This window comes from Frigoribacterium sp. RIT-PI-h (assembly GCF_001297205.1).
Classification (GTDB): domain Bacteria; phylum Actinomycetota; class Actinomycetes; order Actinomycetales; family Microbacteriaceae; genus Frigoribacterium.
In genome coordinates this window covers 13482-28486 of the sequence record NZ_LHOZ01000064.1, presented here as the reverse complement: position 1 = coordinate 28486, position 15005 = coordinate 13482, and the positions used below count along the sequence as shown (strand labels likewise).

Annotated in this window: 12 protein-coding genes; 6 read left to right on the top strand and 6 right to left on the bottom strand. The window is 72.7% G+C overall.

The genetic code is table 11. The features are described from left to right. Positions 1–36: 36 nt before the first annotated feature. The 4 genes from ndk to ileS form a co-directional block, all read right to left on the bottom strand. The gene (gene ndk, locus AEQ27_RS06810; RefSeq protein ID WP_054145970.1) at positions 37–453 is read right to left on the bottom strand and encodes a nucleoside-diphosphate kinase; all 417 of its coding nucleotides are present in this window, start codon (positions 451–453) and stop codon (positions 37–39) included. Positions 454–523: 70 nt separating this feature from the next. Continuing rightward, on the bottom strand, positions 524–952 hold the full coding sequence (locus tag AEQ27_RS06805; RefSeq protein ID WP_054145969.1) for a DUF4233 domain-containing protein: 429 nt from the start codon (positions 950–952) through the stop codon (positions 524–526). After that, on the bottom strand, positions 949–2355 hold the full coding sequence (locus AEQ27_RS06800) for a folylpolyglutamate synthase/dihydrofolate synthase family protein (RefSeq protein ID WP_082383316.1): 1407 nt from the start codon (positions 2353–2355) through the stop codon (positions 949–951). Before AEQ27_RS06800 ends, AEQ27_RS06805 begins: the two co-directional genes overlap by 4 nt. Beyond that, on the bottom strand, positions 2352–5645 hold the full coding sequence (gene ileS / locus AEQ27_RS06795; RefSeq protein WP_054145968.1) for an isoleucine--tRNA ligase: 3294 nt from the start codon (positions 5643–5645) through the stop codon (positions 2352–2354). Before ileS ends, AEQ27_RS06800 begins: the two co-directional genes overlap by 4 nt. Before the next feature lie 326 nt (positions 5646–5971). Between ileS and AEQ27_RS06790 the strand changes: the two genes are divergently transcribed. Next, positions 5972–6952 carry a cation diffusion facilitator family transporter gene (locus AEQ27_RS06790; RefSeq protein WP_054145967.1) on the top strand — a complete coding sequence of 327 codons (981 nt, stop codon included), beginning with the start codon at positions 5972–5974 and terminating at the stop codon, positions 6950–6952. 15 nt (positions 6953–6967) lie between these two features. Here AEQ27_RS06790 and AEQ27_RS06785 read toward each other — a convergent pair whose 3' ends face one another. Continuing rightward, positions 6968–8173, bottom strand: coding sequence for a hypothetical protein (locus AEQ27_RS06785; RefSeq protein WP_054145966.1), 1206 nt, complete (start codon positions 8171–8173; stop codon positions 6968–6970). A gap of 285 nt (positions 8174–8458) precedes the next feature. Here AEQ27_RS06785 and AEQ27_RS06780 point away from each other — a divergent pair, with 285 nt between their 5' ends. Beyond that, entirely contained in the window at positions 8459–8968 is a 510-nt protein-coding gene (locus AEQ27_RS06780; protein ID WP_054145965.1) for a GtrA family protein, read from the top strand. On the opposite strand, the gene AEQ27_RS06775 is transcribed toward AEQ27_RS06780, so the two are convergent. Beyond that, entirely contained in the window at positions 8965–9597 is a 633-nt protein-coding gene (locus AEQ27_RS06775; protein WP_161805503.1) for a TetR/AcrR family transcriptional regulator, read from the bottom strand. The genes AEQ27_RS06780 and AEQ27_RS06775 overlap by 4 nt on opposite strands. Before the next feature lie 122 nt (positions 9598–9719). On the opposite strand from AEQ27_RS06775, the gene AEQ27_RS06770 reads away from it, so the two are divergent. From AEQ27_RS06770 to nikE, 4 genes are read left to right on the top strand one after another with little or no spacing between them, the layout of a single operon-like run. Further along, the gene (locus tag AEQ27_RS06770; protein WP_054145963.1) at positions 9720–11357 is read left to right on the top strand and encodes an ABC transporter substrate-binding protein; all 1638 of its coding nucleotides are present in this window, start codon (positions 9720–9722) and stop codon (positions 11355–11357) included. 4 nt (positions 11358–11361) lie between these two features. Next, entirely contained in the window at positions 11362–12312 is a 951-nt protein-coding gene (locus AEQ27_RS06765) for an ABC transporter permease (protein WP_054145962.1), read from the top strand. After that, positions 12309–13205, top strand: coding sequence for an ABC transporter permease (locus AEQ27_RS06760; RefSeq protein WP_082383312.1), 897 nt, complete (start codon positions 12309–12311; stop codon positions 13203–13205). Before AEQ27_RS06765 ends, AEQ27_RS06760 begins: the two co-directional genes overlap by 4 nt. Then, positions 13202–14998 (top strand): ABC transporter ATP-binding protein, encoded by a 1797-nt coding sequence (gene nikE / locus AEQ27_RS06755; RefSeq protein WP_082383311.1) that lies wholly within the window; start codon positions 13202–13204, stop codon positions 14996–14998. The genes AEQ27_RS06760 and nikE overlap by 4 nt, the downstream gene beginning before the upstream one ends. The last annotated feature ends 7 nt before the right edge of the window (positions 14999–15005 follow it).

Below are 15005 nucleotides of genomic sequence, written 5' to 3'. Positions count from 1 at the left end.
GGCTCGGTGGTCTCCGGCGTCACGCCGGCGGGTGGCTCAGAACCAGAGGGCCAGCTCGCGCGCGGCGCTCTCGGGGCTGTCGCTGCCGTGCACCAGGTTCTGCTGTACCTTCAGGCCCCAGTCGCGGCCGAGGTCGCCCCGGATCGTGCCGGGAGCCGCGGTCGTGGGGTCGGTCGTGCCGGCCAGCGAGCGGAAGCCCGTGATGACGGCGTTGCCCGCGATCCGCAGCGCGACCGTCGGGCCGCTCTGCATGAACTCGACGAGGGGCTCGTAGAAGGGTTTGCCCACGTGCTCCTCGTAGTGCTTCGCGAGCAGGTCGCGGTCGGCCTGCACGAGGCGGACGTCGACGAGCGAGTACCCCTTGGCCTCGATGCGGCGCAGGATCTCGCCGGTCAGGCCACGGGCGACGCCGTCGGGCTTGACGAGGACGAGGGTTTCTTCGAGATCGGACATTGCTCCTCTTTCGGTGGGTGGCGGGTGGCTCGCGGGCGGACGCCCGGCGAACGGGTCGGTGGGTGCCGGCTCAGGCCCCGTCGCCGGGGGCGTCGCGCAGCCGGGCGGCGTTCATGCGGTCGAGCTGCGTGCCCTTGACGAGGCAGTAGGTCCAGATCGCGACGAACAGGGCGGCCACGACGAACATGACCGGGTCGAGGAACCCGCAGGCCACCAGGCCGAGCTGGACGAGCCAGCCGAGGCCGACCCCCCAGCGCCAGCGCAGGGTCTGCGAGATGAGCAGCGTCAGCACGATCGCGCCGAGGCCACCGCCCCAGGCGACGCCGGCCGGCAGCAGCTGCCGACCGAACACCACGAGGGTGACGAAGAACAGGGTCATGGCCTCGAGCACGAGGACGATCGAGAGCAGGCTCTCGGCCGCCCCGCGACGTCGGCGCGGGTGACGCGATCGCCCACCCGGGCCGGGGCCGGCTGCGGCGGGGGGCGGCGCGGTCGTCACGAGAGCCCCTCGGGCTGCTGCGAGAGGGCGATGACGTCGCCGACCAGCGTGATCGAGCCCGTCACGACGACGCCGCCGGGCTCGTCGCCCTCGACCTCGTCGGCCAGGTCGCGCGCCGTGCGCAGCGCCGCCACGAGGTCGGTCTCGACGACGACGCGGTCCGCACCCACGACGCCCACCGCGATGGCGGCGAGCTCGTCGGCGTCGATCGCCCGGTCGGACTGCGAACTGGTCACGACGAACTGGGTGACCGTGGGCGCCAAGGCTCGGACGATGCCGGCGGCGTCCTTGTCGGCGAGCACGCGGAGCACCGCGACGACCCCGCCGAACTGGAAGTAGTCGTCGAGCGCCTTGGCCAGGGCGCGGGCGCCGTGCGGGTTGTGCGCGGCGTCGACCAGGATCGTCGGCTCGTTGGCCACGATCTGCAGGCGACCGGGCGAGGTCGCGCTCGCGAGGCCCTCGGCCAGGACCTCGTGGTCGAGCGGCTGCGACCCGCCGCCGAGGAAGGACTCGACGGCCGCGACCGCGACGGCCGCGTTCTGGGCCTGGTGGTCACCGAACTGCGGCAGCAAGAGGTCGTCGTAGCGGCCGGCGAGCCCGCGGATGGTGACGACCTGGCCGCCGACCGCGACGGTGGTCGACTCGACGCCGAAGGCGCCTCCCTCGACCGCGAGCGAGCCTTCGCTCAGCTCGACGGCTCGTTCCAGCTCGGCCAGGGCCTCGGGGGTCTGCGACGCCGAGACGACGGCCGCGGTGGGCTTGACGATGCCGGCCTTGGTGCGGGCGATCTCGGCCACGGTCGAGCCGAGTCGATTCTGGTGGTCGAGCGCGATCGGGGTGAAGACGGCGACCTGGCCGTCGGCCACGTTCGTGCTGTCCCACTCGCCTCCCATGCCGACCTCGAGCACGACCACGTCGGCGGGGGCGTCGGCGAAGCAGGCGAAGGCGAGCACCGTCAGGGCCTCGAAGAAGGTCAGGGCGGGTTCGCCCGAGCCCTCGAGGTCGGTGTCGACCATGGTCAGGTAGGGCTGGATGTCGTCCCAGTTGGCGACCAGGCGCTCGTCGCTGATCGGTTCGCCGTCGACGACGATGCGCTCGTTGAGGCGGACGAGGTGCGGGCTCGTCATCAAGCCGGTGCGCAGGCCGTGCGCCCGCAGGATGCTCTCGATCATGCGGCTGGTCGACGTCTTGCCGTTGGTGCCCGTGAGGTGGATCACCGGGTACGCCCGTTGCGGGTCGCCGAGCAGCTCGACGGCGCGCCGGGTCGGTTCGAGCCGGGGCTGCGGGGCCTGTTCGCCGATGCGCGCCGTCAGCTCGTCGGAGACGCGCTGCGCCCCGACCGCGAACTCGCCCCCGCGGTCGTCCGCGGGTTCGCCGGCACGGCCGTTCTTCTCGGGGGTCATGCGCGTCGTACCTCCACGACGACGGCCGAGCCGGGGCCCGATCCGACGACGGTCTTCTCGGGCCTCTCGGCGACGCCCTCGTGGACGTCGACGATCAGCTCGGTGGTCAGGGTCTCGCGAGAGATCAGTTCGCGGTGTGCCTCGACGGCGGCGGCCGCGACGGCGTCGGTCGTGAGCGTCGTCGTGACGCGGTCGGACACGTCGAGGTCGGCGACCTTGCGGGCCTGCTGGACGGCGCGGACGAGGTCACGAGCCAGGCCCTCGGCCTCGAGCTCGGGCGTGGTCGCGGTGTCGAGCAGCACGAAGCCGCCGTCGCCGACGAAGGCGAGGGCGCTCGACGCGTCCGCGACCGCCAGCTCGAGGGTGAACTCACCCGGCACCAGCTCGACACCGCCGACGACGACGTTCTCGCCCGCGGGCTGCCAGTCGCCCTTCTTCGCCGCGGGGATGACCTGCTGCACCTGCTTGCCGATGCGGGGGCCGGCGACCCGGGCGTTGACGGTGAGCTTCCGGGTGACGCCGTACTCGCCGAGGCTCTCCTCGGTCAGGCGGGTCACGACGACCTGCTTGACGTTGAGTTCGTCGCGGAGGATGTCGGCGAACGCCTCGAGGCCGGCCGGATCGGGCGTGACGACCGTCAGGCGGGCCAGCGGCAGCCGGACGCGCAGCCCCTGGGCCTTGCGCAGGGCCAGACCGCTCGAGGCGACGGCGCGGACGGCGTCCATCGCGGCCACGAGGGCGTCGTCGGCCGGGAACGCCGAGGCGTCGGGCCAGTCGGTCAGGTGCACCGAGCGGTCCCCGGTGAGGCCCTTGTAGACCTCGTCGGCGACGAGCGGGGCCAGCGGGGCCGCGACCCGGGTGAGGGTCACGAGCACCGTGAAGAGGGTGTCGAACGCGTCGACGTCGTCGCCCGACCAGAACCGGTCGCGCGAGCGCCGGACGTACCAGTTGGTCAGCACGTCGGCGAAATCGCGCAGCGTCGCGGTGGCCCGCGGCGTGTCGAGGGCGTCGAGCGCGGCCTCGACGTCGGAGACCAGGAGGCGCGTCTTCGCCAGCAGGTAGCGGTCGAGGACGTCGCTCGAGTCGGTTCGCCACTGCGCGTCGTAACCGGGGGCGGCGTGGCGACCCGCGCCTCCGGACGCGGCGTTGGCGTAGAGCGAGAAGAAGTACCAGGTGCTCCAGAGCGGCAGCAGGAACTGTCGGACACCCTCGCGGATGCCCTCTTCGGTGACGACGAGGTTGCCGCCGCGGATCACCGAGCTCGACATGAGGAACCAGCGCATGGCGTCGGCCCCGTCGCGGTCGAACACCTCGCTGACGTCCGGGTAGTTGCGCAGGCTCTTCGACATCTTCTGGCCGTCGGAGCCGAGCACGATGCCGTGGCTGATGACGTTCGAGAAGGCCGGGCGGTCGAACAGCGCGGTGGACAGCGTGTGCAGCGTGTAGAACCAGCCGCGGGTCTGACCGATGTACTCGACGATGAAGTCGGCGGGGCTGTGCTCGTCGAACCACTGCTGGTTCTCGAACGGGTAGTGCACCTGGGCGAACGGCATCGAGCCGCTGTCGAACCAGACGTCGAGGACGTCCTCGATGCGGCGCATGGTGCTCTGCCCGGTCGGGTCGTCGGGGTTCGGGCGGGTGAGCTCGTCGATGAAGGGGCGGTGCAGGTCGGGCTCGCCGTCGGCGTTCGTCGGGAGTCGACCGAAGTCGGCCTCCATCTCGGCCAGCGAGCCGTAGACGTCGACGCGCGGGTAGGCGGGGTCGTCGCTCTTCCACACCGGGATCGGTGAACCCCAGTAGCGGTTGCGCGAGATCGACCAGTCGCGGGCGTTGCCGACCCACTTGCCGAACTGGCCGTCCTTGACGTTGTCGGGCACCCAGGTGATCTGCTGGTTCAGCTCGCCCATGCGGTCGCGGAACTCGGTGACGCGGACGAACCAGCTCGACACCGCCTTGTAGATCAGGGGGTTGCGGCAGCGCCAGCAGTGCGGGTAGCTGTGCTCGTAGCTGGCGAGGCGCAGCAGGCGGCCGTCGGCGCGGAGGCGCTGCACCAACGGCTTGTTGGCCTCGAAGACCTGCAGGCCGGCGACGCCCAGCTCGTCGAACATCGGCAGGAAGCGCCCCCCGTCGTCGACCGAGACGATGACGGGGATGCCGGCGGCGGCGCAGACCAGCTGGTCGTCCTCGCCGTAGGCCGGGGCCTGGTGCACGATGCCGGTGCCCTCGCCGGTGGCGACGTAGTCCGCGGCCAGGATGCGCCAGGCGTTCTCGGTGCCCCACTCCTCGGTGTCGGCGTAGACGTCCCAGATGCGGTCGTACTCGACGCCCTCGAGCTCGGCGCCGGTGAAGGTCGCGGTGACGGCGGACTGGGCGGCCTCGGCGGACTCGTAGCCCAGGTCACGCGCGTAGGCGCCGAGCGTGTCGGCGGCGAGCAGGAACACGCTGCCGGTCAGCAGCTCTTGGTCGCCGCTGCGCTCGCCCGGCAGCAGGGCGTGGGGCACGGCCACGTAGTCGATGGCCGGCCCCACGGCGAGCGCCATGTTGGTCGGGAGGGTCCACGGGGTGGTCGTCCAGGCCAGCGCCTCGACGCCGGTCAGGCCGAGCGCCTCGGCCTTGGCGCCCACGAGCGGGAAGGCGACGGTGACCGTCTGGTCCTGGCGGTTCTTGTAGACGTCGTCGTCCATGCGCAGCTCGTGGTTCGACAGGGGCGTCTGGTCGTGCCAGCAGTACGGCAGCACACGGAAGCCCTCGTACGCGAGGCCCTTGTCGTGCAGCTGCTTGAAGGCCCAGACGACGCTCTCCATGTAGTCGACGTCGAGGGTCTTGTAGTCGCGGTCGAAGTCGACCCAGCGCGCCTGACGGGTGACGTACTGCTGCCACTCGTCGGTGTACTGCAGCACCGACTTGCGGGCGGCGGCGTTGAACACGTCGATGCCCATGTCGTCGATCTCGTGCTTCTCGGTCAGACCGAGCTGGCGCATCGCCTCGAGCTCGGCGGGCAGCCCGTGGGTGTCCCAACCGAAGCGTCGGTGCACCTGCTTGCCGCGCATGGTCTGGTACCGCGGGAACACGTCTTTGGCGTAGCCCGTCAGGAGGTGTCCGTAGTGCGGCAGGCCGTTGGCGAACGGCGGGCCGTCGTAGAAGACCCACTCGTCGCAGCCCTCGCGCGCCCGGATCGACTCGGCGAAGGTGTCGTCGCGCTTCCAGAAGGCGAGGACGCCGGTCTCGATCTCGGGGAATCGCGGCGAGGCGGGGACGCCGGTGGCGTCGGAACCCTTGGGGTAGGTCATCGGTTCTCCAGGTCGTGCGGTGGGTCGCCCCCGCTGCACTGGCCGAGGGACCTTCTGACCACGAGGACGCCGTCCGGGTGCCTGACCCGGGTGACGCGGTACCACCCCGCTTGCCGCCGTCGTCGCCCTCTCGGACGGCGACCGCGACCGCTCTGCTGCGGCTGTGACGGGCCTGCCCCGCCCGGTTCTACCGACGACCACCGGGCCGTGGCCCGCCGGTCGCTTTCTTCCGGGTGCTCCCCGGTGATGGCCGGATCGATGCGTGGTCGATCCTACCGTCAGAGCCGGGGAGGCGCGAGGCCGTCCCGAGGAGCAGGATCGAGGCCATGTCCTCCACCCCGTCCGGATCGCCGGCCAAGCCCGAGAGCACGGTCACCGTGATCGTGGCGTTCCTCGCCAACCTGCTGATCGCCGTCGCGAAGACGGTCGCCGCGTTCCTGACGGGGTCGGCCTCGATGGTCGCCGAGTCGGCGCACTCGTGGGCGGACACGGGCAACGAGGTCTTCCTCTTCATCGCCGACAAGCGCGGCATCAAGCGCCGGGACGACGCGCACCCTCTCGGTTACGGCAAGGAGACGTACGTCTGGTCGATGTTCGCCGCCTTCGGCCTGTTCACCGTGGGCGCCGTCGTGTCGATCCAGCACGGCATCTCGCAGTTGACCGCCGACGAGGAGGCGGAGAACTACCTGATCAACTACGTCGTCCTCGCGATCGCATTCGCGCTCGAGGGAACGTCGTTCCTGCAGGCCTTCCGCCAGGCCAGGGGTTCGGCCCGCGAGCGGGGCGCGCCGACCCTGCGCTTCGTCCTGCGCAGCTCGAACTCGACCCTGCGGGCCGTCTTCGCCGAGGACGCGGCCGCGCTGGTCGGACTCCTCATCGCGTTCCTCGGGATCTTCCTGCACCAGATCACCGGGTCGGCGGTGTTCGACGCGATCGGGTCGATCGCCGTCGGCGTGCTGCTCGGCGTGGTGGCTCTCGTGCTGGTCGACCGCAACCGGCGGTTCCTCGTCGGCGAGAGCCCGTCGGACGAACTCGAGTCGACCGTCCTCGAGCGCCTCCTGGCCCGCCCCGAGATCGCTCGCGTGACGTATCTGCACACCGAGTTCGTGGGCCCCGGCCGGCTCTACCTGGTCGCAGCGGTCGACATGACCGGCAACGACCGTGAAGAGCACGTCGCGGTGGCACTCCGCAGGGTCGAGCGAGAGCTCGAGGACCACGACGCGGTCGAAGAAGCCGTGCTCACCCTCTCCACGCCGGACGAGCCGAGCCTGACGCCCCGGAGGGCATCCGACCCGGCTCGTCGCTGACGGCCGCGCGGCGGCTCAGCCCCGGGAGGCGCGGCGCCGGGCGACGAAGACGGTCGCCACCCCGAGACCCACGAGCACCATGCCGGTGAGACCCGCCCACGGCGCCGTCTCGGACGGGCCGGTGAAGGCGAGGTCGGAGCGGTGCGCGGCGGCGACGACGCGGGTGCTGCCCACCACCGCCGGTCGCACGGTGACCGGCACGGCAGCGGGTTCGGTCGGAGCAGCCGTGACCACGGGCGCGGCCAGCGTGAACTCGACGGTCACCGGTGCCGACAGGCGACTCAGTGAGGGCTGCGCCTCGCCCCCGAGGGCGGGGTCCCCGACTCCGACGTATTGCTGCACCGTGGCCCGCCACGAGCCGTAGGGCAGGCCGTCGGCGATGGCCCAGGTACCGTCGGATCGAACGACCGGGGCGTCGTAGTCGCTTCCCCATCCGGTCTGCGCCGACAGCGCTTCGTACGAGTAGTGGAGCCACGAGCCCGCCACCGCGGTGCCCTCGAGGACGAACGAGCCGCCACCCGGCCACGTCGTGGACGGCGTCCGGAGGACCTCACCCTGACGAGGGGAGCTGATGGCGACGGCGGGCGAGGTCGGGACCTCCACCCGGAACGACCGGATCTCGGACCCGATCACGACACCGCGCTCGTCCTGCACGACCACGGTCACCGACTGGTCGGCCGGCGCGTCGTCGTCGAGGTGGACGTACCGCGAGACACGCGGACCCTGCGCCTCGAACTCGCCACCGAGCGATTCTCCGGCCGAGTCGAACAGCTCGTACGAGACGGGCGCCTCGGTCGTGTCGATGACGAGCTCGTAGCCGAGGGCCGGGTACACGGCACCTTGCTGCGGACTCGCGACGTAGAAGGCCGCGGCCCGGGCGACGACGCCGGCGGTGGCGGGAGGGACGACCGTGGTCGCGTCGATCGTCTCGGGCAGCTCGTCGTCCGTCGGATCGAGACCGACCACCGGCTCGACCGTGGGCTCCACGGCAGGCTCCACGAGCTGATCGGCGCCGGGGACGGGCTGCTCGGCGGGTCCGACGATGCCCGGGGGCTCCTCCACCGCCTCGACCACCGGCGCGGTGACCGACGGGGTGACCGCCGCCTCCTGCTCGATCGGAAGCGACTCCGCAGAGGCCGCCTGTCCGCTCAGTGCGATGCCCCCCAGGGCGATGACGATGGCCGTCGACAGCGCGGTGGCGGTCGACACGGTCTTCTTCATGAGTGGTGTCCTCTTCCGTGAGTCAGGGTGGACCGGTCGCCCTGGCCCACCCCGGGGCGACCGGTCGTCGTCCCGGTGACCCGGTCCGACGAGCACGACGTTAGCCAGGACTGACGACGATTCCTCACGCCGTGACCAGGCCGTGACCAGATGTCATCCGCGAGTGTGAGACCGCCTCACTCCTCCGGCGTCGCGCGGGCTCACCCTCTCGTTCGGGGGATGATTTGTGACGCATCCCGTGGTCGCTTCCAGCCACTTCATGACGCTCTCGGCTACCGTGATGCAGTGCAAGCAGTCATCAAGCTCATCAGAGAGCACCCCTCCGCGGCGCGGTTCCTCGTCGTCGGGGGCATCGGCTTCGTGATCACCATGGTGATCAACTACGGGCTCAAGCTGTTCGTCATCCCCCAGCACCCCGTCACCGCCCTCGCGCTGGGCATCATCGTCGCGACGGTCTTCTCGTACTGGATGAACAAGAAGTGGTCGTTCGACGACCGGAGCGAGCGTCACACCGCCCACGAGATGCTGCTGTTCGTGATCGTCAGCCTCGTCGGCGTCGCCATCAACTCGGCCCCCGCCTACCTGTCCCGATACGGCCTCGGCCTCGAGGTGCCGAACGTGTCGCTGGCCACACAAGAGATCGCCGACTTCGTCAGCGGCCCGATCATAGGCACCATGCTCGCCATGGTCTTCCGCTACTGGGCCATGAACAAGTGGGTCTTCCCGAAGCGCGCCGAGCTCGTCGACGTTCTCTCGCCCACGTCCCCCTCGACGTCGCCGACACCCACCGTCTAGGCCGAGCGCGCCTCCCGGGCGTCGAGCCCGTCCGCGACGGGCCCGACGGCCGCCGCGACGACCGGCCCGAGGGGGCCCCGCGACACCCCGGCACGAGCCCAGGTGGCGATCGCAGCCGCCGCGGCGGCGATCAGGGCCGATCCGACGACCTGGGACGAGAGATCCGACCGATCGCGGTCCGAGCGCTCGGCGACGTACGACGCGACGACCCCCTGCTGGCGCACGAACCGGACGGCGGCCGACGCGACGAGGTCGTCGCCGAGGGCCATAGCCTCGGACTGGGTCAGTGCCCAGGGCACGCGCTCGGGGTCGTGGCCCTCGGCGAGCGCGACGAGCGCCGCCTCGACGGCCCGGACCGGCGAGAGCCCCGAGGAGGCGCGCAGCAGGTCCCCGAGATCCGCGAGGCTCCGGTCGAGGTCGAGCCAGAAGAGGTCGGACTTGGCCTCGAAGTAGTTGAAGAACGTGCCGCGGCTGACGCCGGTCCGGCGGGCGATGTCGTCGACGGTCGTCCCGGCGTATCCGTTCTCGAGGAACAGCTCGGCGGCCGCGTCGGCCAGCATCTCGGCGGACGAGCGGCGAGGTCGGCCGACCGGCCGCCGGGTGCGGGTCGGGCCTGGTCCATCTGACATGGCCACCATCATGCCGCTAGACTCGACGGCGCACTTGTTGCACCCGGTCCACGAATGTCGTCCTCTCCTCGGCGTCGTCGGATCACACCCGACGTCCCGTCACTCCCCACGCCCGGAGCCCCATGCGCAGCCGCCTGCCCGTCCTGATCGCCGCCACCGCCGTCGCGAGCCTCGTGCTCGCCGGCTGCACGAGCGGGGGCGACCCCGACGCCTCGTCCACCCCGGTCTCCGGGGGCACGCTCACCTACGCCTCGGGCGACGCCGAACCGACCTGCCTCGACCCCCACGTGGGCGGCAACTACCCGCAGGCGCTCGTGTCGACGCAGTACCTCGAGTCGCTCGTCTCGAAGGACGCGAACGGTGACATCGTGCCGTGGCTGGCCGACTCCTGGCAAGAGGCCTCCGACGGCCTCAGCTGGACCTTCACGCTGAAGGACGGCGTGACCTTCACCGACGGCACGCCGTTCGACGCCGCCGCCGTGGCGGCCAACGTCGCCCACCTCCAAGACCCCACGACGCTGTCGTCGACCGGGTACCTCGCCCTCGGCAAGGTCACGGGCGTCGAGGCGGTCGACGCCCGCACGGCACGCTTCGACCTGAGCGAGCCCGACAGCGCCCTCCTCGAGTCCCTCTCGCAGCCCTGGCTCGCGATGGAGTCGCCCGAGGCCCTGACCCGCAGCCAAGAGGTCAACTGCGAGTCGCCGGTCGGCACCGGCCCGTTCGTGGTCGACTCGTGGACCAAACAGCAGCAGGTCGTCCTCACCCGCAACGACGACTACGCCTCGCCCCCGGCCGACGCCGGGCACCAGGGGCCCGCGTACCTCGACGAGATCGTCTGGCGGTTCATCCCCGACTCGGCGTCCCGCTACGCCGCGCTGCAGGCCGGCCAGGTCGACGTGATCGACAACGCGCAGCCCGACACCCTCGTCGCCGCGGCGAAGGACGACTCGCTCGACGAGATCGACGCCCCGCGCCCGGGCGCCTCCAACCGCATCGAGCTCAACGCCGGCAAGGCGCCCTTCGACGACCCGAGCGTCCGCGAGGCGTTCATCCGCGGGGTCGACGTCGACTCGGGCATCGACTCGTTGTTCTTCGGCACGGCGACGCGGTCCTACAGCCCGTTGTCGAGCGTCGAGCCGCTGGCGTTCTCCGACGAGTCGCTCTTCGACGTCGACACCGACGCGGCGAACGACCTGCTCGACCGGGCCGGGTGGACCACCCGCGACGCGGACGGGTACCGGACGAAGGACGGCGTGCGCCTCGCCGCGACGTTCCCGGTGAGCACGAACCAGTCGATCCCGGCCGAGCAGTCGCTGTTCGAGCAGGTCCAGGCCGGCGCGAAGGACCTCGGCTTCGACGTCACCCTCGAGCCCCTCGACCTCTCGAGCTGGTACGGCGCCCTCGCCGCGAACGAGTACGACCTGGTGAGCGCGCCGTACACGAAGGTCGGCCCCGACGTGTTGCGCATCCTCTACGACAGCGACGGCATCACCCCGGCCCCGAGCGGCTACTTCGCCAACCTGTCGCAGACGAGCGAACCGGCCCTCGACGACCTCCTGACCCGCGCCTCCGAGACGAGCGACGCCGACGAGCGCGCCGACCTCTACCAGCAGGCGCAGCAGATGATCCTCGAGGGGTGGCACGTCCTGCCGCTGTACGACCAGCAGAACCACTACCTGGTGCGCTCGGCCGTCCAGGGCGTCCGTGCCCTGCCGACGGTCCAGGCTCCGACGATGTACGACGCCTACAAGGCGAGCTGACCGGGTGCGTCCGGGGCGGTGGCGACGTGCGGGTCGGTGGCTCGTCGGCCGCCTGCTCGGTGCGGTCTTCGTGCTCTGGGCCGTCGCGACGATCATCTTCTTCGCCATCCGGCTCGTCCCCGGCGACCCGGCCGAGGCGATCCTCGGCGGTCCGGGGTCGCAGGCGTCGGCCGAGGCGCTCGACACGGTCCGCCGGCAGTACGGCCTCGACCAACCACTGCTCATGCAGTACCTCGCCCAGCTCGGACGGCTCGCCACGGGCGACCTCGGTACCTCGTACTCGCTGCGCACCGACGTCAGCCGGTTGCTGCTCGACCAGTTGCCGGGCACGATCGGCCTGGCCCTGCTGGCCCTGGTCGTGGCCTGGCTGCTGGCGATCGCGACCGCCTGGTGGGCGAGCCTCAGCGGTCGGATCGCCTCGGCGGTGTCGTCCGGGCTCGAGGTCGTCGCCTCGGCCGTGCCGCACTTCTGGCTGGCCAGCCTGCTCATCCTGGTCTTCAGCAGCGAGCTCGGGCTGCTTCCCCCGGTGAGCACGGGCACCCCCGCGGGGCTCGTCCTGCCGGTCGTCACGCTCGCGGTCCCCGTCGCGGGGTTCCTCGGCCAGGTGACCCGCGACTCGCTCCTCGACGCCGCGGCCACACCGTTCGCCCTCTCGGCCCGAGCCCGGGGTGAGGGCCCGTCGGGCCTGTTCGTCCGACACCTGCTCCGACACGCGGCCCTGCCCGGGCTCGCCCTGTCGGGCTGGGCGTTCGGTTCGTTGCTCAGCGGGGCCGTCGTCGTCGAGTCGGTCTTCGCCCGCCCGGGCCTCGGCCGCACCCTGCTCGGGGCGGTCACGTTGCGCGACATCCCGCTCGGGACCGGCGTCGCCCTCGTCTCGGCCCTCGCCTACGTCGTCGTGGTGGCCCTCGGCGACCTGGCCGAGCGCGCCGTCGACCCGAGAGGACGCGCGGCATGACCGTGCTGCCGGACCGGCCCGGGGGCGCCGCCCCGGCCCGCGCCTCCTCGCCCCGGGTCGCCCGGCGGCGCCTGCCGCTCGGCCCGGCGGAACTCGTCGCGGCCGCTCTGCTGCTGCTCGTGGTCGCGATGGCGGTCGCACCGCACCTGCTGGCCCCCGCCGACCCGCTCGCCGGGTCGCCGACCGACGCGTTCACCGGCCCGTCGCCCGCGCACCCGTTCGGCACGGCCGAGTCCGGGCGAGGCGTGTGGACCCGCGTCGTCCACGGGGCCGGTGCCTCGCTGACGATCGGGCTCGTCGCCACGCTGATCGGCACGGGGCTGGGTGTGGCGCTCGGCGTCCTGGCGGGCCTCGGCGGGCCCCGCCCCGTCGGCCGGGCGCCCGCCGCGGGCGTGCGCCGCGTGCTCGAGGGCCTCTTCGCCCTGCCCGGCCTGCTGCTGGCGCTCGTCGTCATCGCGTTCCCCGGGCCCGGGGCCGTGCCGGCGACGATCGCCGTCGGCCTCGCGCCCGCCCCCGGGTACGCCCGCATCGTCCGCAGCCAGGGGGCGTCCGTCCGCCGGTCGCCGATGGTCGGGGCCGCGACCGTGCTCGGGCGCCGTCCCGGCGTCGTGCTGCTGCGCCACGTGCTGCCGAACGCCCTCGCCCCCGTCGTCGTACTCGCCACGCTGGGCCTCGGCCAGGCCGTGGTCTGGGCCTCGTCGCTGAGCTACCTGGGACTCGGGTCGCCACCCCCGGCGCCCGAGTGGGGTGCGATGCTCTCGGCCGGGCGCACGTACCTCGCGGTCGCCTGGTGGATGACCGTCTTCCCGGGGCTGGCCGTCGTGGTGACGGCCGCGTCGGCCACGGTGCTGGGGCGCGGTCTGGCGCGACGGGGACGAGGAGGACGGCGATGACCACGGAACCGCCGCCGACCGGCGCCGCTCTCGGCGACCCCCACCGCGCCTCCTCGGACGACCTCGTCGTCGACCGTCTGCACGTCGCGTTCGACGGGGTGACCGCCGTCGACGACGTGTCCTTCTCGCTGCGGCCCGGCGAGTGCGTGGCCCTGGTCGGCGAGTCCGGCTCGGGCAAGAGCGTGACCGCCCGGGCCGTGCTCGGGCTGACCGGCGGCACCGTGACGGCCGGCGCCCTGCGACTCGGGGACGACGACCTGCTCACGCTGACCGAGCGCCGCTGGCGCCGGCTGCGTGGCCCGCGCATCGGGCTCGTGTTGCAGGACGCCCTGGTCTCGCTCGACCCCCTGCGACCCGTCGGCCGCGAGATCGACGACGCCCTGCGCCTGCACACGCGACTCTCGCCGACCGCCCGTCGGGCCCGGGTGCTCGAGGTCCTCACCGAGGTCGGCATGCCCGACCCCGAGGTGCGCCGCGGCCTGCGGTCGGGCGAGCTCTCGGGCGGGCTGCGGCAGCGGGCGCTCATCGCCGCGGCCCTCGCCCTGCGGCCCGGTGTGATCGTCGCCGACGAGCCCACCACGGCCCTGGACGCCGAGGTGCAGCGCCTGGTCGTCGACCGGCTCGCCGCCCTGCGCGACGCGGGGACGGCCGTCCTCGCCATCAGCCACGACCTCGGGGTCGTGCGCCGCCTGGCCGACCGCGTCGTCGTGATGCGCGACGGGCGCGTCGTCGAGCAGGGCCCCACGGCGACCGTGCTCGACTCGCCGCAGGCCGACTACACGCGCATGCTCCTCGCCGCCCTGCCGGGTGGGGCCCCGCGGGGCCGGCGCCTGTCCGCCCCGGTGACGCCCGACGGCCCGGACGCAGGAGGCGCGCCCGCGTCGACGACGCCGGTCGCCTCCGACGCACCCCCACCAGGAGGCGCGCGCGGCTCGTCGACACCGGTCGCGTCGACGACTCCCCCCGCCGGCCCCGTCCTCGTGGCGACGGGCCTGCGCCGTGTCTTCGCGGGGCGCCGGGGGCCGGACCGGGTCGCCGTGGACGACGTCTCGCTCTCGCTGCGGGCCGGCGACACGCTCGGCCTCGTCGGAGCGTCGGGCTCGGGCAAGACGACGACGGCTCGTCTGCTGCTCGGCCTCGACGACCCCGACGCCGGCACGGCCGAACTGCCCGGCACGCCCTGGGCCCCGGCCCGCGAGCGGGCCCGCCGTCCCCGCCGCGGCGAGCTCGGGGCGATCTACCAGGACCCGGCGAGTTCGTTCGATCCGCGCTTCACGGTGGGCCGACTGCTGGCCGACGCGCTGACTTCCGGACGCAGCACGCGCCTCCGGCCGGTCGCGACCGAGGTCGTCGCCCTGCTGGCGCGCGTCGGTCTCGCCGCCGACGCGGCCGCGCGACGCCCCGACACGCTGTCGGGAGGCCAGCGTCAGCGCGTCGCCATCGCCCGGGCCCTCGCCCCGCGGCCCCGCGTGATCGTCTGCGACGAGCCGGTCTCGGCGCTCGACGTCTCGGTGCAGGCCCAGGTGCTCGACCTGCTCGACGAGCTGCAGCGGCAGGACGGGCTCGCCTACGTCTTCATCTCGCACGACCTGGACGTCGTCGAGCACATGTCCGCCCGGGTCGCCGTGATGCACGAGGGCCGGATCGTCGAGCAGGGCCGCACGGCGGACGTGTTCGGCGCCCCGCAGCCCGCCCCCCCCCGCGCTCTGCTCGCCGCTCGCCCCGAGCCCCGCCCGACCGGCCCGGCCCGGCCCGGCCAGATGACACGACGTGCCGCTCACCGCCGAGGGTGAACGGCAC